Here is a 21,628-nt window from a genome sequence, read left to right as displayed (position 1 = left end):
CGCAGAAGGCATTCGAAACTGGGCTACCTCAGCCCAATGGAGTTCGAGGCCCGCGCTATGCTAGCTTAACCTGCTGTCCACGAAACCGGCAGCAGCTCAAGAACCGCCGACTAGCGCCAGGGCGTCTTATCGAACGTCCGCCAGCCCACCCGCACATACGGCCGCCCCTGATGGACGGAATACTTTGCCGGATCGGTAAAGTATGGCGACCTCGGAAAATCTGTGGCATGTTCAGCGAGGCTTCGGCACGAATATCTGCACTGTAAAATCATGCAATTTCAGTATCTTACCGCAAAATGCAACTGGCTTTTGCAGGTTGCGGGCCGATTTGCATGTTCCGAGCCGTTCTGGTGCCATCTTCCGCCCACTCGCGCCCTGCGAGGCTCTGGACTTTTTGCCGATTTAACGGGTAGTTAAACGGTGCCCTCGTGGCCGGTGCCCGACCTCGGCGAAACGGGCCCGCAAGGCCATCTGGACTCGCATAAGGCGCAATATGCAATTTATGCAATCATGGCCGAAGGGACCGGATACGACCACTTATCTCACTGTTTTATCATCCATTTTCAGATGATCCCGGCTGTTCCCGGATAATCCCGCTTCCGTGCAGATACTGGTGTCAACTTACACCCCTTGTAGCGTGACACGGAATTTTGCACGGTTTGACACGAAGACTTGCAGCAGCGCGATTTTGGCCGGGGGCTGAGCGGCCCGCTCGCCCCCGGCTTAACGCCACCTTAAGGGCCGGGTTAAACGGCCATCAACTCCCCTCTCAGAGATCGCCACGCGCGCGCCGCAGCCAGCGGGACCACTCCGTTACCGGCCGCAGCGGATCGGTCCAGCCAGGAGGCCAGCCCATCATCCGGTCGGTGAATGCCGGGTTTAAGCTCAGGGTGCCGTCCGGGGACCTCTCCCCATTCAGCAAGACGACCCGGCATGGGGGGGGGGCAGAGACCGGCCGCCGGGGCTCCCGGCCCGCTGCCGTCATCAGATCCCACATCAGCGTCCAGGACAGGGCTGCATTGCTCAGCCCGATCTGACTGCCGCTCTGGTTCAGGTCGGTGCGGAAGCGCAGCCCCTGCTTCGGATCCAGGTTGATGCAGGCGCGAGTCCCCGCGCTCTTGGCCGTCGGAGTAGGCCAGAATGAACAGTCGGATGCCGGTTCCGCGCGGCCAGCATCTTCGCAACCCGTTCCTCTCCCGGTGCGGCGTGCATCGCCTCCGCGAGGCCCCCTGGCGTTCCGGCCCCCCTGCCCGGCCACCTCGGCCTGCCCGGAGGCGATACGCAGTGCCGGGCGCCCGAACGAACCGCGCTTATGGCCGGGACTGAAGACCCCGACCCGTTGAATATAAAGGAAAATCCGAGCGGCGCACTCCAAAGGAACGGGCGGACGCGCACCATCGTCTGCGCATGTTCCGCGACCAGCGCCAATCCCTTTGACATCGTCAAGAGGCCGATCACCCCGGACGGCCGGGGCGTCTTTCTCCTCCGTCCGGCAGGGTCAGTATCCGTATTCGCGCAGCAGGACCCTGAGCCGGGCCGTCAGTGCATCGGAATTGCCGACGATGGTGATGTCGTCGCAGACCTCATGGGCGATCACGCTCGCAAGATCCCGCGGCATCCCCGGACGGACCTCCTGGATGAAATCGATGAACTGCGAACGCGAATGGTTGATCGTGTTCCAGTAGGGAACGGGCCCGCGCTCGCAGGGATTGTCAAAGACATGCACCCCCTGCGCAAAAGCGGGCGCCGAGAGAAGCGCGGCAACTGTAGCCCAGGACATGAACCTGATCATTCGTTAACTCCGGTTTAACCTGTGAGGCGCGATCATCATCGCGCATCAGGCCGGCCGATGTCGAGTCCGGGGATGCCTCTGGCCTCGTCGATTGTGGCATAAATTGGCCCTAACTATGAATGGATTAGGGCTTATCGCACGGCTGAAACAGGCAATTTCCTTTTGGGAAACAGTCTGCCGGTCGCATAACGGCGCTCCGGCGGGGATGATCAGGCGATCCCGCGGCGATTGCGGGGCCGCAGCGAATCCCGCCGGTCGCGCTGCGGACCGGATCAGCGCGCCTTCCCCGACCGGCCGGGCACCCCTGGACGACGGGTTTCACCGCCGCCCGGACAGGGCTTTGACGCGCTGTCCGGGTTCGGGCCGGATCACGCCCTTCCCCCTGCTTTCGTCCGCACATGCGGACAGTCCCGGGCCTGGCGCGTGCATTGAGGCGAGACAATCTCCCCGTATCGAAAAGCAGCGGCAGCGGCGCATCTGTCCTGATCCGGTGGCTGGCGGCGAGGCCGTCCGACAATGGCGGAACCCCGACATTGGGATGTCCCCTTCAAACCAGCACATACAGCAGCGCGCCGGAACACCAGGTCCCTCGCCCTGCCCATTTTCTGTCTGAAAATATCCTCGGGGGGAGAGCGGCCCATGGGGCCGCTCCGGGGGGCAGACGGCCCCCCGCTCCGACACCAGCCGCGCCTCAGCCCCGGTTCAGCCGCTCCAGCCGCGCCCGCACACTCAGCCCATGCGCCTGAAGACTCTCCGACACCGCCAGCACTTCCGCCGCCGGACCGATGGCGCGCAAGGCTTCCGGCGTCATCTTCGCCAGCGTCGTGCGCTTGAGGAATTCCAGCGTCGAGAGCCCGGAGGAGAACCGCGCCGAGCGCGCCGTGGGCAGCACATGGTTCGGCCCGCCGACGTAATCGCCGATCGCCTCGGGCGTCCATTGACCGAGGAAGATCGCACCGGCATGGGTGATCTTTCCGGCCAGCGCCTCCGGGTCTTCGGTGCACAGTTCCAGATGCTCGGGCGCCACCCGGTTCGACAGCACCGCCGCCTCGTCCAGATCGCGGGTCACGATCACCGCGCCGTTGTCGCGCCAGCTCGCCCCCGCGATCTCGCGCCGCTCCAGCGTCGTCAGCCGCGCCTCCAGCGCCGCCACCACCGCTTTGGCGAAATCCGCATCCGGCGTCACCAGGATCGCCTGGGCCGAGGCATCATGCTCGGCCTGGCTCAGCATATCGAGCGCGATCCAGTCCGGGTCGGCGCTTGCGTCGGCGATGACGAGGATCTCGGACGGCCCCGCGATCATGTCGATCCCCACCCGGCCGAAGACCCGGCGCTTGGCCGCGGCGACCCAGGCGTTGCCGGGCCCGGTGATCTTGTCGACCGGCGCGATGGTTTCAGTGCCGTAAGCCAGCGCCGCGATGGCCTGGGCGCCGCCGATCCGCCAGATCCGGTCGACGCCGGAGAGGCGCGCGGCAAGGATCACCAGCGGATTGACCTCGCCCCCGGGCGTCGGGCAGGCGATCTCCAGCCGCTCCACCCCGGCCACCCGCGCCGGAATCGCATTCATCAGGACCGAGGACGGGTAGGACGCGAGCCCCCCCGGCACATAGAGCCCCGCCGCCGAGACCGGCGTCCAGCGCCAGCCGAGCGTGGCGCCCTGATCGTCGGTCCAGCTCTCGTCCCGCGGCAACTGGCGCTGGTGATAAGCGCGGATGCGGGCGGCGGCGAGCGCGAGCGCCTCCGCCTCGGCCAGGGGCACTTTCGCGCATTCGGCCTCGATCTCCCCGGGGGAGAAGCACAGTCGGTCGGGCGTCAGTTCCAGCCGGTCGAAGCGGACCGTCAGTTCGATCAGCGCCGCATCGCCACGGGCACGGACATCGGCGATGATCGCGGCGACCGCCTCGTCCACCTCGGGCGCATCCTCGCGCTTCATCCCCAGAAGTGCGGTGAAAGCGGCTTCGAAATCCCGGTCGCTGGTGGAGAGATACTGCGGCATGGCGGCCTCCTGACGTCGGGCCGGGCATAGCGCGGGGGCAGCCAGGCTGTAAAGGGCGCGCGGGTGGCTGGCCCCGGAACGGGGGGCCGTCGGCCCCCCGCGGCCTGCGGCCTCCCCCCGAGGGTATTTCCCTCAGGATGAAAGGCATGGCGGCTTTCACCGGGGGGCTCGTCGCGGGGGCAAGAGGCTCCGCCGCCGCATAGTGCGCACCGTCCTGGCGGCAGATGGCTGTCGATCACCTCGCCACGGGCAATCGCCGGGAAAGCCTTCAGGCGGAGCGCCGCGCCCACGGGGACTGCCGCGCCTTGCGCATCAGAGCGCCAGCGGCCCCGGATTTCCTCTGACTCGCGGGGATTTCGCCCGCGGCCCGGGCGCCCTTCGGCCAGACTGCCGCCTCGTCCGTTCTCCTCTTGACCCAAATCCTCCTGCCGGAGGTATCCACGGCCGGAACAGGCACTCGCAAACCGGGACGCCTATGCCTTTCATCCTGACCCAAATACCCCCGCCGGAGGCATCCGGCGCCGGGATCAGGCGCCGTGGTCGGGGAGTTTGCGCGAGGGCGCCACATAGGGCCGGCTCACGTCTTCCAGATGCAGCTCCAACGCCTCGGCGCCGAGTCTGATCGCGCCGTCGCCGGCGAGGATCAGCGTCAGCTGCCCCGCCCCTTCCTCGCCCGGCTCCCAGGCCACCGACAGCACCGACAGCACCTGATCGGTGTCACCGGGGGCGATGCCCTGGCTCTGCACCGCCAGCACATCCATCACGCTGAACAGGCTGCGCACCCGTTCGGGCGCGGGCGTGCGATCCTCGCGGCGCAGGCGGTTCACCAGCGCGGTGAAGCGGCGGCGGCGGCGGTCGTAATGCAGATCGGCCGCGGTCAGCACCGCATCCTGCAAAAGCGCCGAGATCACCAGCGCATCCTCCGCCGTCACCGCTGTCAGATACAGCGGCCCGGTGGACCCGTCCTCGTATCGCGCATCCGCCATCGCCGTCAGCCCGCCCTGATCCGCTCGATCTGCGCGCCGCAGGCCGAGAGTTTCTCTTCCACCCGCTCGTAGCCCCGGTCGAGGTGATAGACCCGGCTCACCACCGTCTCGCCCTCGGCGGCAAGACCGGCGAGGATCAGCGAGACGCTGGCGCGCAGATCCGTCGCCATCACCGGAGCGCCGCGCAGCTTTTCCACCCCGTGGACGGTGGCGGTGCCGCCATGGACCTCGATCCGCGCGCCCATCCGCATGAGCTCCGGCGCATGCATGAAACGGTTCTCGAAGATCCGCTCCTCCAGCACGCTGGTGCCCTCGGCGGTGCACAGAAGCGCCATCATCTGGGCCTGAAGGTCGGTCGGGAAGCCCGGGAAGGGTTCGGTCACCACATTCACCGCCCGGATCCGGCCGTTCCTGCGCGCGACCTTCAGCCCGGTCGGGGTTTCCTCGACCGAGATCCCCGCTTCGTCCAGTTTCTCGCAAAAGGCCGAAAGCAGCGCGATCCGGCCGCCGAGGCATTCCACCTCGCCGCCGCAGATCGCCGGGGCCAGCATATAGGTGCCCAGTTCGATCCGGTCGGTCACCACCGGATGGGTGGCCCCGCGCAGCGCGGAGACGCCCTCTATGGTGATCGTATCGGTTCCCTCGCCCTCGATCCTGGCGCCCATCCGGCGCAGGCACTGCACCAGATCGACGATCTCCGGCTCGCGCGCAGCGTTCTTCAGCACCGAAGTGCCCTTGGCGAGCGTGGCCGCCATGACGAAATTCTCGGTCGCGCCGACGGAGGCGAAGCGCATCTCATGCACCGCGCCTTTCAGCCCGCCGGGGGCTTTGGCATGCAGATAGCCGTCGCGCAAGTCGATTTCCGCCCCGAGCGCGGTCAGCGCGTCGATATGGATATCCATCGGCCGCGCGCCGATGGCGCAGCCGCCGGGCAGCGAGACCACCGCATGGCCGAGCCGCGCGAGCAAGGGCCCCAGCACCAGATTCGAGGCCCGCATCCTGCGCACGATCTCGTAATCGGCGGTGGGGTTCAGCCCGCCATGCGAGGACATGGTGATGACCTTGCCCTGGTGCAACGCGCTGACCTCGACGCCGAGGCTTTGCAGAAGCTGCGTCATGGTGCGGATGTCCGACAGCCTCGGCGCATTGGTCAGCGTCAGCGGCTCTTCCGACAGAAGCGTGGCGGGCATCAGCGTCAGGCAGGCGTTCTTGGCCCCCGCGATCGGAATCACCCCGTTGAGCGGCCCGTTACCCCTGACCAGAATCGAATCCATGAACCTGCCTCTCGCTCGTTATCCGTTGTCCTGCCCGTCAGGGCCGCCCGGCTCTTCGCCCCCGCCCGCCTCTCCGGCGGTGCGCGCCCTGGCCTGGGCCTTGCGCCGCGCCATATTGGCTTTCAGCGCGGCTTTCAGCCGGTCTTCCCGCGCCTTTTCCGCAGGAGATTTCCGTTTGCCGGGGGGCGCTCTGTCGACGGGTTCGGACATGCGGGCAGGATTAGCGCAGCCCCGTTGCGCGGTCCAGTGCGGGCGTCGAAAAGGGGCTTGCAGAGGCGAAGCTTTGCGTCTATCTCCCCGCTCACCGAAACGGCGCTGTGGCCGGGCACTTCCCTGATACGGGGCGTGACATAAGCCGCAGTCGGTTGAGGTGAAAGGGCTTTTCCGGAGCCCGCTTGTATCGGGGCAACCGCCCGGGCAGCAATCTGGAAGAAAAAGGCTGTGGTAGCTCAGTGGTAGAGCACTCCCTTGGTAAGGGAGAGGTCGAGAGTTCAATCCTCTCTCACAGCACCATTTATCTCTTGCATGTCATGATCCTGGCCGAATCCCGAAAGATTTCTGGTCGGATTAGTGCAGATCCTTACGTGAACGAAGCGAACCGACCCGGCTTCGTACAAATCACGTACAATCGGTTCTCGGCTGGTTCTTCTCTCAATGCTTTGATTAAGGCTGGCGAGACCTTATCCCCAGCCACCACCGGCAGGCCTTGCCGTGATCCCGCGATCCGGGCCGGCCGCCCGACCTCATCCGGCCAGTCAGCCGCTGCCCGCTTCTCATGTGCCAGCCCTGCCCTGTCCAGCGCGCGCCTGAGCGCAACGCACGGGCCATAAGCCCGGCGAGGTGGAGAGGATGTTCATTGGCGGCACCCCGCGCCGCCAGGAAGCAATGAGCCTCAGACCCGACACCATCGCCCGATCATCCGCATGGGGTCGCCAGATGGCTCAAGACAGGACCAATGCAGCGGGCGCGGTATGGTGTTCGAAGATCGAAGATCAGTCATCTTTCGGGATCCGGTTCGCCACGTGGTCCTCATACTGCTCGGTCTGGGTGTTCTTACCGTCATGCCCGCCCTTCCGGGGTGTCTGTTGCTTGTCCCGGTTCGACAGCACCTCGTTGGGCGGAATCTTGTCGATGTCGGATATGGTCATTGCTCCCGAGGCATCACCCTTCCCCTGGACGCCCTTGCCGAATTTCTTGTGAGATGCGTTAGCCATGATGTTTCCCCTTCCATGGAGACAACGGTCCGTCGCGCAGGAGGTTCCCGTTGCAGCCCGCAGCGCCGTGGGGTCAGTTCAGCGCCGCAATCCTGCCCGGCTGAAACCCGGACCAGTGCTGCCCCTCGGTCGTGACCACCACCGGCACTTGCCGGTAGCCGAGGCTCCTCGCCCGATTGCGCGGCGGCGAGCAGGAATATGTCGGAGAAAGGCTTTACGCGCGCGCCCCGTCTGGCCGGGAGGGGGCGCGGGGCTGAAAGCCCGTGAGCCCGCAACGCTCCGGCGAGAGGCGCTGATCCAGCCGCGCAATGGACGAGACCACCGCCTTCTTGCCCGGCAGCGCAGCGGCGCGTTCCGGCGGCCCCTCGGGCCAGGTCACGCCGCGCGCGTCCGCGATGGCCGGCCGGATCGCCGCTCCGGGGCCGGCCGATATGGCCCCGGAGCGGATCCGGGCCGGGACCGGACAGCCCGCTGCACCCATCAGTTCCGCACCGATCACCTTCGGGATGTCCTCGCCCCCGGCCGGAACACCGCCGCCATCGCAGATGATCACTCGCCGTATGGGATCCAGATGTTCTTGACCTGGGTCGCGCGGGTCAGGAACGTGCGTCCCTGGCCTTCGGCCCCGGCCCAGTTGCGGGCGGCGCCGTCCTCGCACCAGGTCTGTTTCAGATTGCCGACAGACGCCTCCTCGACCATGCGGCCGCCCGCGGCGGTGCCGAAATACCACAGCCCGTCCACATCGTCATGTTCGGCCAGAACCTTCGCCAGAGCGTCGCGCGCGCCGGTGACGATGTTGATCACGCCCCCGGGCAGGTCAGACGTGTCGATGACCTGGTAAAGATCGGTCGCCGCCAGCGGATGGATCTGCGACGGCACCGCCACCACGCGGTTGCCCATGGCGATGGCGGGCAGCACCAGCGACACGAAACCCAGAAGCGGGAAGGCGTTCGGGCAGGCGATGCCCATGACCCCGACCGGCTCGTTCATCGCCAGCGTCACATGCGCCGATTTCGTCGAATGCACCGCGCCGTCGAATTTGTCGGCTTGCGCCGCATACCAGAAGATCCGGCGGATCGCGGTCCCGACCTCGGCCTTCGCCGCCGTGGCCGACTGGCCGAAGCTGCGCAGGCGCCCCTCGAACTCGGCGGCGCGGGCCGAGAGGTTCTCGGCCAGGTAATACAGCACCTGGGCGCGGTTGTGGCCGGTCTGCCCGCCCCAGCCCGTCGCGGCACGGGCGGCTTCGACCGCGTTGCGGATGTCCTTGCGGTTGCCGAGCGGCGCGAGCCCCCCCGCCACCGCACAGGAATAACCGCTGTCGGGCCGCGCCTGTTTGCCGCCGATATAGAGTTTGGCGGTGCGGTCGACCGCCGCGGGGGGCAGGCTTTCGGCAGGGCTCGCGTCAGGGGCGGGCGGCGTCTCTTCGGGCGTCTGCGCCACCGGGGTTGGCAGGGTCAGGCAGGCCGCCATGCCCTCGCGCCCGCCCTCGCGGCCGAAACCGCTTTCGCGATACCCGCCGAAACCCGCGCCCGCGTCGAACAGGTTGGCCGAATTGATCCAGACCACCCCGGCCTTCACCTTCGCGGCGATATCGGTGGCGAGGCTGATGTTCTCCGACCAGACCGAGGCCGCCAGCCCGTAGCGGCTGTTGTTGGCCAGCGCCACCGCATCCGCGGGCGTGCGGAACGCGGTCAGCGTCGCCACCGGGCCGAAGATCTCTTCCGAGGCGAGAGTCGAGGCCGGCTCCACCCCGGTCGCCAGCGTCGGCGGGTAGAAACAGCCCTCGGGCGCGGTGCCCTGATGGATCCGGGCCCCTTCGGCCCGCCCCTGTTCGACCAGAGCCCGGATGCGCGCGAGCTGAACCGGATGGACGATGGCGCCCAGATCGGTGTTCTTGTCCAGCGGATCGCCCACCGTCAGCTTCGCCATCCGGCGTTTCAGCAGGTCGGTGAACCGCGCGGCGACGCTTTCGGCCACCAGGATGCGCGAGCCCGCGCAGCAGACCTCGCCCTGGTTGAACCAGATCGAATCCACCACCCCCTCGACCGCCGCATCCAGGTCGGCGTCGGCGAAGACGATGAAGGGGGATTTGCCGCCCAGCTCCAGCGTCAGCGCCTTGCCGGATCCGGCGGTCTGGCGGCGGATCAGCCGGCCCACTTCGGTCGAGCCGGTGAAGGCCACCTTGTCCACCCCCGGATGGCCGGTCAGCGCGGCCCCGGTCGCCCCGTCGCCGGTGACGATGTTCAGAACCCCCTTCGGCAGCCCGGCCTCGCGCGCGATCTCGGCAAAGGCCAGCGCGGTCAGCGGCGTGTATTCCGCGGGTTTCAGCACCACCGTATTCCCCGCCGCCAAAGCCGGCGCCACCTTCCAGGCCAGCATCAGCAGCGGGAAGTTCCACGGGATCACCTGGCCGCAGACGCCATGCGGCCGCTGCCCGGGAAACTCGTCGGCGATCAGTTCCGCCCAGCCCGCATGGTGGTAGAAATGGCGGGCGACCAGCGGAATGTCGATGTCGCGGCTCTCGCGGATCGGCTTGCCGTTGTCGATGGTCTCCAGCACCGCCAGAAACCGCGCGTGTTGCTGGACGTGGCGGGCCAGCGCATAGAGATGGCGCGCCCGGTCATGGCCCGGCAGCGCCGCCCATGGCCCCTGGGCGCGGCGGGCGGCCTTCACCGCCGCATCGACATCTTCGGCGCTGCCCTGGCTGACCCGGGCGATCTGTTGGCCGGTCGCGGGTTCGGTGACCGCGAAAGTATCGGCCGCCGCGGTGAAGGCTCCGTCGATGAAATGGCCGAACCCGGCCTCGTGGCGTTGCAGCCAGTCGCGCACGATGCTGCTGTCTTCCGGGGCGGGGCCGTAATCCATGGTCGAAAGAATATCCGTGATTCTGGTCATAGCCGCTTTCCTCAGGCGATCGCGTGGCGCGACGAGGCCGCGTAGCGTCCGGTGACGTGATGTTCCAGCTGGCGCTCGATATCGCCCAGCATCGACGAGGCCCCGATGCGGAACAGATCGGGCGCAAGCCAGTCGCGGCCCATCTCCTCTTTCATCAGGATCTGCCAGTTCAGCGCGTCCTTCGCCGATTTCATCCCGCCCGCGGGCTTGAAGCCGATCCGGTGGCCGGTCGCGTCGAGATAGTCGCGCAAGGCGCGGGTCATCACCAGGCTGACCGGCAGGGTCGCGTTGACGCCCTCCTTGCCGGTCGAGGTCTTGATGAAATCCGCCCCCGCCTGCATCGCCACCATCGAGGCGGCATAGACGTTGCGCAGGGTCTGCAACTCGCCGGTGGCGAGGATCGCCTTCAGATGGGCCGCGCCGCAGGCCGCCCGCATCGCCGCCACCTCGTCGTAAAGCGCCTGCCAGTTCGCGTTCAGCACATGTTCGCGGGTGATCACGATGTCGATCTCAGAGGCGCCCTCGGCCACCGCCCAGTGGATTTCCTCAAGCCGCAGGTGAAGCGGCATCAGCCCGGCGGGAAAGCCGGTCGCGACCGAGGCCACCGGAATCCCGCTGCCCGCCAGCGCCTTGACCGCATGGGGCACCATGGTCGGATAGACGCAGACCGCGCCGGTGGTCAGCCGCATCGCGCCCGCGCCCAGCCCCTCGGCGATATGCGGCGCCAGCGGCTGGCGGGCCTTGGCGCAAAGCCGGGCCACCCGCGCCGCGGTATCATCGCCCGCCAGGGTGGTCAGGTCGATGCAGCGGATCGCATTGATCAGCCAGGCGGCCTGGAACTCCTTCTTGACGCCGCGCCGCGCCACCAGCGAGGCCGCGCGGCGCTCGGCCGCCGGGCGGTTCACCGCCTGGCCCGCGAACATCGCGGTGTCCAGCGCGATGCCGGGATTGCGCCGGGCATTTCCGGCGGGATGGGGCGGCTGCACGCCTCCGGCCCCGGCGTCCGGCCCGGAAGTTTCAGCGGTCATGAGCATGCTCCAGTGCGAGAATTGTGGTTGTCCCGTCGGTGACGGGGAGATCGAACGGCCCGGCCTGCACGGCGCCGGGCGGGATGGCTTGTTTGCCGCCCCTTCGCGGCGATCCCGCCGCGCCGGTCGATGGAAGGGCCCGGCACATCGCGCAGCCCGAGGCCGCGCAAGGAAACCGCCTCCGGCGCCGGATGACGCAGAAGGCGCCGCACGATCCGCACCGTCGGATGCGCGCGGCTTTCACCGGCCGGCAGGCGGTTTGCGGGCGCGCCCTCGTCTGTGGTTCCGGGTTTCATCGCTCGCCTCCCCTGGCTTCGTCGGCCAGAGCATGGCGGATCCGCGCGGCGACCGCCACCGCTTCGCGACAGAAGTCCCGCGGCCACGATCAGCGCCACCACCGGCAGAAAGCCCCGATGCCGGGGGCGCCGGATCAGATCCGGCAGGCCAGGGCCGCGCAGAGAGAGCACGCCCGGCTGCCGTCGCTCCGGTGCCGGTCAGCGGATGGCTCAGCTCTGTCAGCCCCTTGCCGATCGCGAGGAAGCGGATCGTAACCGGCCAGACCCGCACGCACCTCCCATCGTCGCCCTGGGGATCGGGCGTCTCCGGCGGTGGAACGGAAGGATCCCTGTGGCGATGATCGTTGCCCGGAGACAATGGCGGACCGCCGCTCAGAACCGGCCAGCGCCTTCAGCCGGGTGATGGTGGTTTATGCCGGGACGGCGATCTGATCGCCGCAGCCAGCCGGAGCCGCCGAAGTATCCGGTTCCGGTTGCGGCGATGACCGCAAGGGCCGGCATGGCCCGACGCCATCTGGCCGCGGGCCCGGAGAGGCCGGGCTCATCGCCTGTCCGTCCTTTGCCCGGCTGCGGGGCAGACCGGCCTATGCCCCGGGGCGGCGGATCAGCGACTGAAGCGTATAGACAAGGATCGCCGTCCCCGCCGCCCCCAGAGCCGCGACACCCAGCAGGACGATGACATCGATCGGCCCGCCGATGTCGCCGAAGCCGGAATGGGTCATCCGCTGGACGAACAGCACCGCCGCCACCGCGCCGAAGGGCATGGAAAGCTGCGCCCGGAGGAACTTGCGCCAGGACACCGCGCGGTCGCGGATCAGCACATAAAGATAAAGCACCGTGATCAGCACCGCGAGTGCGGCCATGGTCCGGAACAGGCCGCGGCCGAACATCTCCTCAAGCACGGCGATCAGGGTCGGGAAGGTCAGTTCTTTCATCGGAGCCCCTCCTTAGGCCCTGCCACGCAGCATGGCGTTGTAGGTGGCCTTCAGCGCCACCTCCTTCATCAGCCAGGAGATCCACAATTCCTCCAGTGGCGCGATCACGCCGGGGAACGAGGGCACCAGGTTGTTGTGATAATCGAACTCGACCAGCATCGCCCGGCCCACCCGGGTGATCAGCGGGCAGGAGGTGTAACCGTCGTAGACCTCTGTGCCCTCGCGGCCTTCGATGGCGGCGACCAGATGGTCCTCGACCACCGGCGCCTGCCATTTCACGCTGGCCGCCGTCTTGCCCTTGGGCACCCCCGCCACGTCGCCGAGCGCGAAGATCTCGGGGTAGCGCAGATGGCGCAGGGTCTTCTGGTCGCATTCGACCCAGCCCTGATCGGTCCATTTGTCGGCCCAGGACAGGCCCGACTGCCGGATCACCCCGGGCGCGCGCTGCGGCGGGATGATGTGGATATAGTCATAGGGCATCTCGACGGTGGATTGCGTGACCTGACCGGCGGCATCGGTGCCAGAGGCGGTGAAGGTAGCGGTCTTCCGGCCCGGCTCGATGGCGCTCAGCGTATGGCCGTAATGGGGAAGGATGCGGCGTTCGCCGAACAGCATCCGCACCTTTTCCGAGACGATGGGCACCGAGAACAGCACCTGCTGCGGGCAGGCGTAATGCATCTCGTATCTGCCCTGGGCGCCGCCCCGGCTGGCGATGTCCTCGATCAGGAAAGCGTGTTTGAGCGGCGCGCCCGCGCATTTCATCTCGGTCGCGGGGCGGGTGAACAGGCCGATGCCGCCCTCGTCAGCGAATTTCGCCGCCGCCGCCCAGGTCCGCGCGGCATGGTCCGGCCCGGCGTAAAGCGCGCCGATGCCGTCTTTGCCCACCAGATCGGGCGAGAAGCCCCCGATCGCGTCGTAATCCAGCACCAGCCCGGGGGCGAGCACGAGGAAATCATACTCCAGCCGCTGCCCGTCTTCGGTCGCCACGGTTTTCGCCACCGGGTCGATGGCCGCGGCGGCGGCGGCGATCAGGGTGACGCCGGGCGGCAGCCAGCCGGCGGTGTCCGAGACGACATAACCCGCGGGTTTCAGTCCTGCCGCCACCAGAGACAGGCCGGGCTGGTAGAGATGTTCCCTGCGCGGATCGACCAGGGTGATCTGCGCGCCGTCGAGCCGCTGCATCAGCCGGTTGGCCAGCGTGGCTCCCCCCGCCCCGGCGCCGATGATCACGATCCGCGCTTTCGTGGCGATCCGGTTCGCCCGGGCGGCGGGCAGGCCCAGACCGGCGGCGAAGGCGCCCGCAAGCGCAAGGCCGAGGACAGCCCGGCGCGACGTTCTCATCTGTTCGGATCCTGCCATTTCCGCCCCCTCTTCCCCGGATCTGTCCGGGGCCGCTCCTTTTGCCGGACGGCGGACAAGCCGCCTGACGGGCGGCGCAGAAAACACTGCCGCCCCCCGGGAAAACAGCCCTTGTGGACATCTGCATCAATTCGATACGTATATTCGATTATACGAAAATATCAATGCCCGTTTTCGCCGCAGCCTGTGCCGGCTGGCCACTGACACGGGCCGGGGCGGGAGCGCGCCCCCGGGTTCCGGACAGGTTCGTGCGGAGGCCATCTGTGGGGACCGCCCGGAGCGGCAGGGCGCATCAGCCCGCCGGAAGGCGAGCGGTTCAGGTCAGGACAGTTCGATCCCAAGCCTGCCGATCATCCGGTCGCGCTCGCGCAGGGCGCGGCGGGCGGCTTCGGGGCGGGCGGCGGCGCAGGCGTTGATCAGGCATTCGGCGGCGACGATGAAGGCGCCGATGCTGTTCGACAGAAAGCTCGACTGATGCGGCACCAGGATCGCGGCGCGGGAACTGTCCACCAGCGGCGAGCTGGCGCGGTCGGTCAGCGCGATGGTGCCGAGGCCGATGCCGCGCGCCGCGGCGGCGACCTCGACCACCTGGGCCGAATAGGGCGCGCAGCTGGTGGAGAGCAGCACCCCCCCCTCGCCCATCAGCGACAGCCCCTCGGCCACGCCCAGCCCGTTGGCGTCGATCAGCGCCACATCCGAGCGGATCATCCGCAGCCCGTAGACAAGGAAGCTGGCCACCGAATGGAACTGGCGGATGCCGTGGACGGCGACGCGCGGCGCGGCCATGATCATCTCGGCGGCCATCCCGAAGGCGGCCTCGTCGAACTGCTCGACGAACCTGTCGATATTGGCCTGGTTCTCGTGGCAAAGCCGGGCGGCGCGGCTGCGGATGGAGCTTTCCCCCTCCAGCGCATTGAGCGCCTGGCGCGAGTAGAACTCGCCCGGGGTGGCCATCGAGGCCGAAAGCAGCACCTGCTGAAAGGCCGGAAAACCGGAATAGCCCAGCGAATGCGCCAGCCGCGTCAGGGTCGAGGGATTGACCTCAAGCGCCCCTGCGAGGCTGGTGATCGACAACAGCGCCGGATCGCCCGCCATGTCGAGGATCCGGCTCAGGGCGGCATGGGCCTTGGCCCCCAGCGAGACGCGCGCCGCGCCGCGCGCGATGGCGACGGCAAGGTCACGCAGCTCCGCCAGCGTCTCAGGCGGTGCCGCTGTAAGCGGGGTCTCCGGCGGCGCGGTCATGGATGCTCCAGTGCAGGCCCGGGGCGCTCAGCCGCAGAACGGCCGTGCCGAGGGTATTCTCTTCGTCGGGGTCGTCCGCCGCATCCCGCCGGATCGGCAGGCCCCCATAATGCCCGGGCCCGCCGGTATCGCGCAGGATCGCCAGCGGTGCGGCCCCGGCGGCGGCCAGCGCATCGCCCCGCGCCTGGCGGTCGCGCGACGAATCGGTGACGATCTGTGCCGCCAGCCCGCCCGGCAGATGCAGGGCGTGATTGGCATGGACCGCCGGCGCGTCGATCTCTTCCACCGAACAGGCGCCGCCGCCGAATTCGACCGACAGGATACGCGGATCGCCCCGCTGCATCAGCGCGAAATGGAACCCGCCCGAGGGCGCATCGCCGAGCAGATCCAGCGCGCTGTCAAGCGTATCCGCCGCCAGCAGCGCCCGGCCCAGCACCATGCGCGGCATTTCCGCCTCGACCCCGGTCAGGCGCAGGTTGTTGACCGTCTGCACGAGGCCCGCGCCGTTGAAGGCGAAGGTATGGCCGGGGATCGAGCCGGGATAGCAGAAGGCGTGGAAACCGGGCCGCCCCTCGGGCTGCGCCTCGGCGATGAAGCACGATCCGCGGAAGAACGGCAGCCCGTCCTCGTTATGCGCCAGCAGCGGCTCGGGGCCGGGCAGCATGACGGTGGTGCAGCCGTCGGGGGTTGAGGCCAGCAGATCGCCGCGGCAGTTCCAGGCGAAGACCTGCTCCACCGGCAGGCCCAGCCCTTCGGCAAGGCCCTCGATCTCGGCCCAGATCCAGGGGAAGCGCGCCCGGGTCGCCCCGGCCATACGCGCCACCCGGGCGGCATGGGCGGGGGCGTTCACCATCTGCCAGAGCGGATGGCCCGGCAGATGCCGCCCGACCGCATCGCGGCCGGCCTCTCCAAGCGCGAGGCCAAGATCGCGCGGGCTGCCGGCCAGCCTCAGCCAGCCCAGATCGCGGGTGACGGTCTCATTCGACATGTTGCAGAAAGTCCCTCAGACGGTCGCTGGGCGGGTTGGCGATCACCTCGGCCGGGTGCCCGTCCACCGAAATCTTGCCGTGTTCCATGAAGATAAGCCGCGAGCCGACCTGGCGCGCGAAAGACATCTCATGGGTGACGACGACCATGGTCATCCCCTCTTGCGCAAGCTGGCGCATGACGTTCAGCACCTCCTGCTTCAGTTCGGGGTCGAGCGCCGAAGTCGGCTCGTCGAACAGCATCACCTTGGGCCGCACCGCCAGCGCGCGGGCGATGGCGACGCGCTGCTGCTGGCCGCCCGACAGCGCCGAAGGCACATGATGCGCGCGTTCCTTCAGCCCGACCTTCTCCAGCAGAAGCAGGGCCTGGGATTCGGCCTCGGCCCGCGACAGGCCGCGCACCTTGCGCGGGCCGAAGGCCACGTTCTGCAAGGCGGTCATCTGCGGGAACAGGTTGAACTGCTGGAACACCATCCCGGCCTCCTGCCGGATCTGGCGCAGTTTGCGTCCGCCCGCCCGCACCGAGATACCGTCGACGATCAGATCGCCGCCGGTGATCTGCTCAAGCCCGTTGATGCAGCGCAACAGCGTGGATTTGCCCGAGCCCGAAGGCCCGATCAGCACGACGACCTCGCCCTCTTCGATGGCCAGATCCACCTCGTCGAGCACTTTCAGATCGCCGAAATGCTTCGAGGTCTTGTGGAATTCGATGATGCTCACAGGATCCTCATGCGTTTTTCGATCACCCGCAGGATGAAGGTCAGCGTGCCGGTCATGATGAGGTAAAGCACCGCCACCGCGGTCCAGATCTCGACCGCGCGGAAGTTCGAGGCCATGATCTCCTGCCCGGTGCGGGTCAGTTCCCCTACCCCGATCACGATGAACAAAGACGTGTCCTTCAGCGAGACGATGAACTGGTTGCCGAGCGGCGGGATCAGCCGGCGGAAGGCCAGCGGCCCGACGATATGGGTCAGCACCTTCCATTGCGGCAGCCCCATAGCGAGGCCCGCCTCGGTCAGCCCACGCGGGATCGACAGGAAGGCGCCGCGCACGATCTCGGCGATATAGGCGCCGGCATTGACCACGATGGCAAGGATCGCCGCCGACATCGGATCCATGCGGATGCCCAGCAGGATCGGCATGGCGAAATACAAAAACATCACCTGCACCACGATGGGCGTGCCGCGGATCAGCTCGATATAGACGAAGGCGATGGCGTTGATCACCCGCCCGCCATAGGCGCGCATCAGCCCGGCGATCAGCCCGAGGATGGTGCCGCCGATCAGCCCGGCAAGCGCGATGAGGATGGTGACACGGGCCCCCGCCGCAAGCTGCGGCAGAAAGCCCGGAACGACGGACCAGTCAACTTCCAAGGGAAGCCCTCCGTGACGCGGGATACGGGGAAAGCGGCAGGACGGCCGGGGCCGCCCCGCCGGGGGATCGGATCAGTTGCCGGGTTTGACGCCGAACCACTTCTCATAGATCGCGTCGTAGCGGCCGTCGGCCTTCAGCTTCGCCAGCGCCTCGTTGACGCGCGGGGTCAGTTCGCTGCCCTTCGGGAAGGCGATGCCGTATTCATGCGCCATCATCTGCTCGCCCACGGCCTTGACCGCGCCGTCTCCGGCGGTGGCGATGTAGTAAAGCACATTGGGCGTGTCGTGCATCGCGGCATCCACGCCGCCGGTGCGCAGTTCCAGATAGGCGTTGTCGATATTGGGGAACTTGCGCAGCGTGGTGTCCTTGAAGTTCTCTTCCGCGTAATCCGACGAGGAGGTGCCGGTCTTCACCGAAAGCGTCTTGCCCGCCAGATCGCCGTAGCCGGTGATCTCGCTGTCGGTGGGAACCATCAGCAAGAGGCCGCTGTCATAATAGCCGTCCGAGAAGTCGATCACTTCCTGGCGCTCGGGCTTGATGGTGATCCCGGCCAGCGCCACATCGACCTGCCCGGTTTGCAGCGCCGGGATGATGCCCGCGAAATCCATCGGCCGCAGTTCATAGGTCACGCCGATCTCCTGGGCGATGGCGTCCCACAGGTCGATGTCGAAGCCGACGTATTTGTCGCCTTCCTTGAACTCGAACGGCACGAAGGCGGTGTCGGTCGCGACCACCAGATCGTCGGCCTGCGCCGCGCCGATCCCAAGCGCGAGGGTCGCCGCGGTGGCGAGGGTGAGAAGTCTTTTCATGGTCGGTCTACTCCCTGTGTTGCGGCGCCTGTCTGTCGCTGTCGGCACCCTTGATGCAAAATAGTTTGCACGATTGAAATTATAGTGCAATTAAATTTGCGCACATCCGGCCCCAGAAAAGGATCGAAGACGCCATGCCCGGCCATATTTTCGGACGTTCGACCAAAGGCGCGCTGCCGGTGGCGGTGCGCGGAGACGGCTGTTACATCATCGATTCGGGCGGCAAACGCTATCTCGACGGCTCGGGCGGGGCGGCGGTCTCCTGTCTGGGCCATTCCGATGCCGCGGTGCGCGCCGCGCTGCACGGGCAGCTCGATTCGCTCGCCTTCGCCCATACCGGGTTCTTCACTTCGGAACCGGCCGAGGCCCTGGCCGATACGCTCGTGGCCCATGCGCCCGCGGGGATCGACCGGGTTTACCTCGTCTCGGGCGGCTCGGAAGCGGTCGAGGCGTCGATCAAGCTCGCGCGGCAGTATTTCATGGAGACCGGCCAGCCGCAGCGCCACCGCGTCATCGCGCGCCGCCAGAGCTATCACGGCAACACGCTCGGGGCGCTGGCGGCGGGCGGCAACGAATGGCGCCGCGCGCAATTCGCGCCCCTGCTGGTCGAGACCTCGCATATCGCGCCCTGCTACGAATACCGCGACCGCCGGGACGGCGAGACGCCCGAGGCTTACGGCCTGCGCGCCGCCGACGAGCTTGAGGCGGAAATCCAACGCCTCGGCCCCGAGACGGTGATGGCCTTCATCGCCGAGCCGGTGGTGGGCGCGACCTCGGGCGCGGTGCCCGCGGTGCCGGGCTATCTGAAGCGCATCCGCGAGATCTGCGACCGCCACGGCGTGCTTTTGATCCTTGATGAGGTGATGTGCGGCATGGGGCGCACCGGCTATCTCTTCGCCTGCGAAGAGGATGGCATCGCGCCCGATATGATCACCATCGCCAAGGGCCTCGGCGCCGGATACCAGCCGATCGGGGCGCTCCTGACCTCGGGGCGGATCTACGATGCCATCGCGGCGGGCTCGGGATTTTTCCAGCACGGCCACACCTATATGGGCCATCCGATGGCGGCGGCGGCGGCGAATGCGGTGCTGGAGCGCATCCTGAACCAGGGCCTTCTGGCGCGGGTGCGCGAGCAGGGCGCGAAGCTGGACGCCGCCTTGCGCGCGGAACTGGGCCAGCACCCGCATGTCGGCGACATCCGCGGCCGGGGCCTCTTTCGCGGCGTGGAACTGGTCGGGGACCGCGCGACGAAAGCCCCCTTCGATCCGGCCCGCAAGCTGCATGCGAAGGTCAAGGCGCTGGCCTTCGAGGCCGGTCTGATCTGCTACCCGATGGGCGGCACCATCGACGGCCAGCGCGGCGATCACATCCTGCTCGCCCCGCCCTTCATCATCGAAGACGCCCAGATCGGTGAGCTGGTCGGCAAGCTCTCGGGCGCGATCCGGGGCGCGCTGGCATGAGCCTGCCCTTGATCATGGTCGCCCCCAACGGCGCGCGGCGCGGCAAGGCCGACCACCCTGCCCTGCCGGTGACGATCCCCGAGATCGTGGCCTGCGCCGCCGAGTGCTTTGCCGCCGGCGCGGGCGGCATCCACGCCCATGTCCGCGACGCCGCGGGCGCGCATGTGCTGGATGCCGGGCTCTATGCCGAGTTGCTGGCGGAACTGGCCCGCGCGGTGCCCGGCATGGCGGTGCAGATCACCACCGAGGCCGTGGGCCGCTACAGCCCGGCCGAGCAACGCGCGCTGGTGGCGCGGCTGCGGCCCGCCTCGGTCTCTGTCGCCCTGCGCGAGATCACGGCGGAACCCGACGAAGCCGTCACCCGCCGCTTCTTCCATGACTGCCATGAGGCGGGCATCGGGGTGCAGCATATCCTCTACGACGCCGAGGAGGTGGACCTGCTGGCGCGGCTGATCGGCGAAGGCGCGATCCCCGCCGGAGGGCTGCAACTGCTGCATGTTCTGGGCCGCTACAGCGCGGGCCAGGTCTCGCAGCCCGCGGATCTCGACGCGCCGCTCGCGCGCCAGCGCGCCGCGGGGCTGACGGCCGACTGGGCGGTCTGCGCCTTCGGCCCGGCCGAAACCGACTGCCTGCTGGCGGCGGTCGCGCAGGGCGGCAAGGCGCGGATCGGTTTCGAGAACAACCTGATGAACCGCGACGGCAGCCGCGCCGCCTCGAATGCGGACCGTGTGCGCGAACTCGCCGCCGCCATCCCTGCGGCAGAGAGCGCCCCGGGCTGACCCTCCGCCCCCCCGTTCAGCGGGGGATGCCCAGCTCGTCCAGCAACAGACCGGCGATCTTCTCGCTGCGCGCGCCGCGCTTCCAGGTCAGCAGCATGCGCTGGTCGTGCCCGGCGGGCAGCGGCAGATACGGCAGGCCGGGGCTGCGGCTCATCACATGCGCCGGCAGCACGCTCAGAAAGCCGCGCTCCTGCACCATGGCGACGATGATCGGCAGCGAATCGATCTCGATCAGCGTGGCGATCTCGCGCCAGTCGCGCCCCACGCTGCGGACGAACCAGGCCTCGGCCCGCTGCCTGAGCCCGCTGCGGCGCGACTGCATGACCAGCGGATGGCGGCCAAGCGCCGCGCGCAGCCCCTGGGGCGTCGCGGCGGTTTCGCTCAGCCCGGTGCCGAACAGGGCCACCGGGCCGCGCATCACCTCGGCCTGGTTGTAGGACCGCTCGCGCAGCCGGGCATCGAGGAACACGCAGTCGAACCGCCCGCTGTCGAGGCCCAGAAGCAGATCCTCGGCCAGCGTCGAGACCAGCGAGAACCGCAGCCCGTGGCGCGTATGCAGCCCGGCGCTCAGCCCGGCCAGCATGCGCGACAACGCGCCGTCGGGCGTGGCCGGAATCACCGAGCCAAGGCTGAACGGGCGCGAGGGGATGGCCCGGACCGGCTTTGCGCTGGCGGTCAGGCCGTGCCATTCCTCCTCCAGCCGGGTGATCAGCGCCAGCAGGGCGCGCCCCTCATCGGTCGGCTCCAGCCCCGCCGCGCCGCGCCGGGCGACGCTGAACCCGAGGCTGCGCTCGATCTGCGTGATCTGGCGGGTCAGCTGCGGCTGGCCGAGGCCGAGATGCAGCGCCGCGCGGCGGACCGAGCCGATGCGCAGCGCCGCCGCCAGCCGCAGCAGCGCCTCGATCCCGACCGAGGTGCCGGGCACCCTGTCCGCCGGGCAGCGGTGCATCTCCTGCAACAACCCGGCGATCCGCCCGATGGCCGGGCCGCAGCGGCGCCCCTCCAGCGTCAGCGCCAGCCCGTCGTCGGTGCGGCGCAGCAGCACGAGATCCAGCGCCGCCTCCAGCCGGGCCACCGCGGTGCTGGCGCTGGACACCGGCTGGCCTGTCAGCCGGGCGGCGGCGCGGATGCCGCCATGGCGCAGGACCAGACCGGCCAGAATGAGCGTGGAACTGCGCATTGATTTCCTGCATCCCGGAGTCC

The 21,628-nt window shown here is 68.3% G+C and carries 19 protein-coding genes and 1 tRNA gene; 3 read left to right on the top strand and 17 right to left on the bottom strand.

All coding sequences use genetic code 11. From position 1 onward, the window contains the following. Nucleotides 1-1,498: 1,498 nt before the first annotated feature. From XINFAN_RS09020 to XINFAN_RS09000, 5 genes are all read right to left on the bottom strand, one after another. Nucleotides 1,499-1,792, bottom strand: a complete 294-nt coding sequence (locus XINFAN_RS09020; RefSeq protein WP_124086166.1) for a hypothetical protein — start codon at nucleotides 1,790-1,792, stop codon at nucleotides 1,499-1,501. 691 nt (nucleotides 1,793-2,483) lie between these two features. Continuing rightward, on the bottom strand, nucleotides 2,484-3,788 hold the full coding sequence (gene hisD, locus XINFAN_RS09015; protein ID WP_124086165.1) for a histidinol dehydrogenase: 1,305 nt from the start codon (nucleotides 3,786-3,788) through the stop codon (nucleotides 2,484-2,486). Nucleotides 3,789-4,315: 527 nt separating this feature from the next. Beyond that, nucleotides 4,316-4,774 (bottom strand): DUF2948 family protein, encoded by a 459-nt coding sequence (locus tag XINFAN_RS09010; protein ID WP_124086164.1) that lies wholly within the window; start codon nucleotides 4,772-4,774, stop codon nucleotides 4,316-4,318. A gap of 5 nt (nucleotides 4,775-4,779) precedes the next feature. After that, on the bottom strand, nucleotides 4,780-6,048 hold the full coding sequence (gene murA / locus XINFAN_RS09005; protein WP_124086163.1) for a UDP-N-acetylglucosamine 1-carboxyvinyltransferase: 1,269 nt from the start codon (nucleotides 6,046-6,048) through the stop codon (nucleotides 4,780-4,782). 18 nt (nucleotides 6,049-6,066) lie between these two features. Next, the gene (locus XINFAN_RS09000; protein ID WP_124086162.1) at nucleotides 6,067-6,258 is read right to left on the bottom strand and encodes a hypothetical protein; all 192 of its coding nucleotides are present in this window, start codon (nucleotides 6,256-6,258) and stop codon (nucleotides 6,067-6,069) included. 228 nt (nucleotides 6,259-6,486) lie between these two features. Between XINFAN_RS09000 and XINFAN_RS08995 the strand changes: the two genes are divergently transcribed. Beyond that, a tRNA-Thr gene (locus tag XINFAN_RS08995) sits at nucleotides 6,487-6,561 on the top strand. Between the two features lie 479 nt (nucleotides 6,562-7,040). Here XINFAN_RS08995 and XINFAN_RS08990 read toward each other — a convergent pair. The 11 genes from XINFAN_RS08990 to glnH all read right to left on the bottom strand — a co-directional run bounded on the left by XINFAN_RS08990 (nucleotide 7,041) and on the right by glnH (nucleotide 18,186). Continuing rightward, nucleotides 7,041-7,262: a hypothetical protein gene (locus XINFAN_RS08990; RefSeq protein WP_124086161.1), complete on the bottom strand. Its 222-nt coding sequence runs from the start codon at nucleotides 7,260-7,262 to the stop codon at nucleotides 7,041-7,043. A 214-nt stretch (nucleotides 7,263-7,476) separates the two neighbouring features. Continuing rightward, nucleotides 7,477-7,815, bottom strand: coding sequence for a hypothetical protein (locus XINFAN_RS08980; protein WP_124086160.1), 339 nt, complete (start codon nucleotides 7,813-7,815; stop codon nucleotides 7,477-7,479). Continuing rightward, the gene (locus XINFAN_RS08975; protein WP_124086159.1) at nucleotides 7,812-10,157 is read right to left on the bottom strand and encodes an aldehyde dehydrogenase family protein; all 2,346 of its coding nucleotides are present in this window, start codon (nucleotides 10,155-10,157) and stop codon (nucleotides 7,812-7,814) included. Before XINFAN_RS08975 ends, XINFAN_RS08980 begins: the two co-directional genes overlap by 4 nt. A gap of 11 nt (nucleotides 10,158-10,168) precedes the next feature. Further along, nucleotides 10,169-11,080 carry a deoxyribose-phosphate aldolase gene (deoC, locus tag XINFAN_RS08970; protein WP_124086171.1) on the bottom strand — a complete coding sequence of 304 codons (912 nt, stop codon included), beginning with the start codon at nucleotides 11,078-11,080 and terminating at the stop codon, nucleotides 10,169-10,171. A gap of 985 nt (nucleotides 11,081-12,065) precedes the next feature. Continuing rightward, nucleotides 12,066-12,416, bottom strand: coding sequence for a DUF5368 domain-containing protein (locus XINFAN_RS08965; RefSeq protein WP_124086158.1), 351 nt, complete (start codon nucleotides 12,414-12,416; stop codon nucleotides 12,066-12,068). 12 nt (nucleotides 12,417-12,428) lie between these two features. Then, nucleotides 12,429-13,775, bottom strand: a complete 1,347-nt coding sequence (locus tag XINFAN_RS08960) for an FAD-dependent oxidoreductase (RefSeq protein ID WP_124086157.1) — start codon at nucleotides 13,773-13,775, stop codon at nucleotides 12,429-12,431. A 321-nt stretch (nucleotides 13,776-14,096) separates the two neighbouring features. After that, nucleotides 14,097-15,017, bottom strand: coding sequence for a MurR/RpiR family transcriptional regulator (locus tag XINFAN_RS08955; protein ID WP_124086156.1), 921 nt, complete (start codon nucleotides 15,015-15,017; stop codon nucleotides 14,097-14,099). Then, a complete protein-coding gene (locus XINFAN_RS08950) occupies nucleotides 14,974-16,005 on the bottom strand; it encodes a C45 family autoproteolytic acyltransferase/hydrolase (protein ID WP_124086155.1) in 1,032 nt (343 codons plus the stop codon). Before XINFAN_RS08950 ends, XINFAN_RS08955 begins: the two co-directional genes overlap by 44 nt. Beyond that, nucleotides 15,995-16,723, bottom strand: coding sequence for a glutamine ABC transporter ATP-binding protein GlnQ (gene glnQ, locus XINFAN_RS08945; RefSeq protein WP_124086154.1), 729 nt, complete (start codon nucleotides 16,721-16,723; stop codon nucleotides 15,995-15,997). The genes XINFAN_RS08950 and glnQ overlap by 11 nt, the downstream gene beginning before the upstream one ends. After that, the gene (gene glnP, locus XINFAN_RS08940; protein WP_124086153.1) at nucleotides 16,720-17,376 is read right to left on the bottom strand and encodes a glutamine ABC transporter permease GlnP; all 657 of its coding nucleotides are present in this window, start codon (nucleotides 17,374-17,376) and stop codon (nucleotides 16,720-16,722) included. Before glnP ends, glnQ begins: the two co-directional genes overlap by 4 nt. A gap of 72 nt (nucleotides 17,377-17,448) precedes the next feature. Next, entirely contained in the window at nucleotides 17,449-18,186 is a 738-nt protein-coding gene (glnH, locus tag XINFAN_RS08935; RefSeq protein ID WP_124086152.1) for a glutamine ABC transporter substrate-binding protein GlnH, read from the bottom strand. 134 nt (nucleotides 18,187-18,320) lie between these two features. Between glnH and XINFAN_RS08930 the strand changes: the two genes are divergently transcribed. Both XINFAN_RS08930 and XINFAN_RS08925 read left to right on the top strand, forming a co-directional pair. Next, entirely contained in the window at nucleotides 18,321-19,646 is a 1,326-nt protein-coding gene (locus XINFAN_RS08930; protein ID WP_124086151.1) for an aspartate aminotransferase family protein, read from the top strand. Further along, nucleotides 19,643-20,425, top strand: a complete 783-nt coding sequence (locus tag XINFAN_RS08925; protein WP_124086150.1) for a beta-keto acid cleavage family enzyme — start codon at nucleotides 19,643-19,645, stop codon at nucleotides 20,423-20,425. The genes XINFAN_RS08930 and XINFAN_RS08925 overlap by 4 nt, the downstream gene beginning before the upstream one ends. A 16-nt stretch (nucleotides 20,426-20,441) precedes the next feature. Here the strand turns inward: XINFAN_RS08925 and XINFAN_RS08920 are convergent, their stop codons facing one another. Then, complete coding sequence (locus XINFAN_RS08920; protein ID WP_124086149.1) at nucleotides 20,442-21,605, bottom strand: LysR family transcriptional regulator; 1,164 nt, start codon at nucleotides 21,603-21,605, stop codon at nucleotides 20,442-20,444. Between the last annotated feature and the right edge of the window lie 23 nt (nucleotides 21,606-21,628).

Source organism: Pseudogemmobacter humi (assembly GCF_900609055.1).
GTDB classification, from domain to species: Bacteria; Pseudomonadota; Alphaproteobacteria; order Rhodobacterales; family Rhodobacteraceae; genus Pseudogemmobacter; species Pseudogemmobacter humi.
Note: the sequence above shows the minus strand (reverse complement) of the source record. Positions and strands in the feature narration are given on the sequence as shown.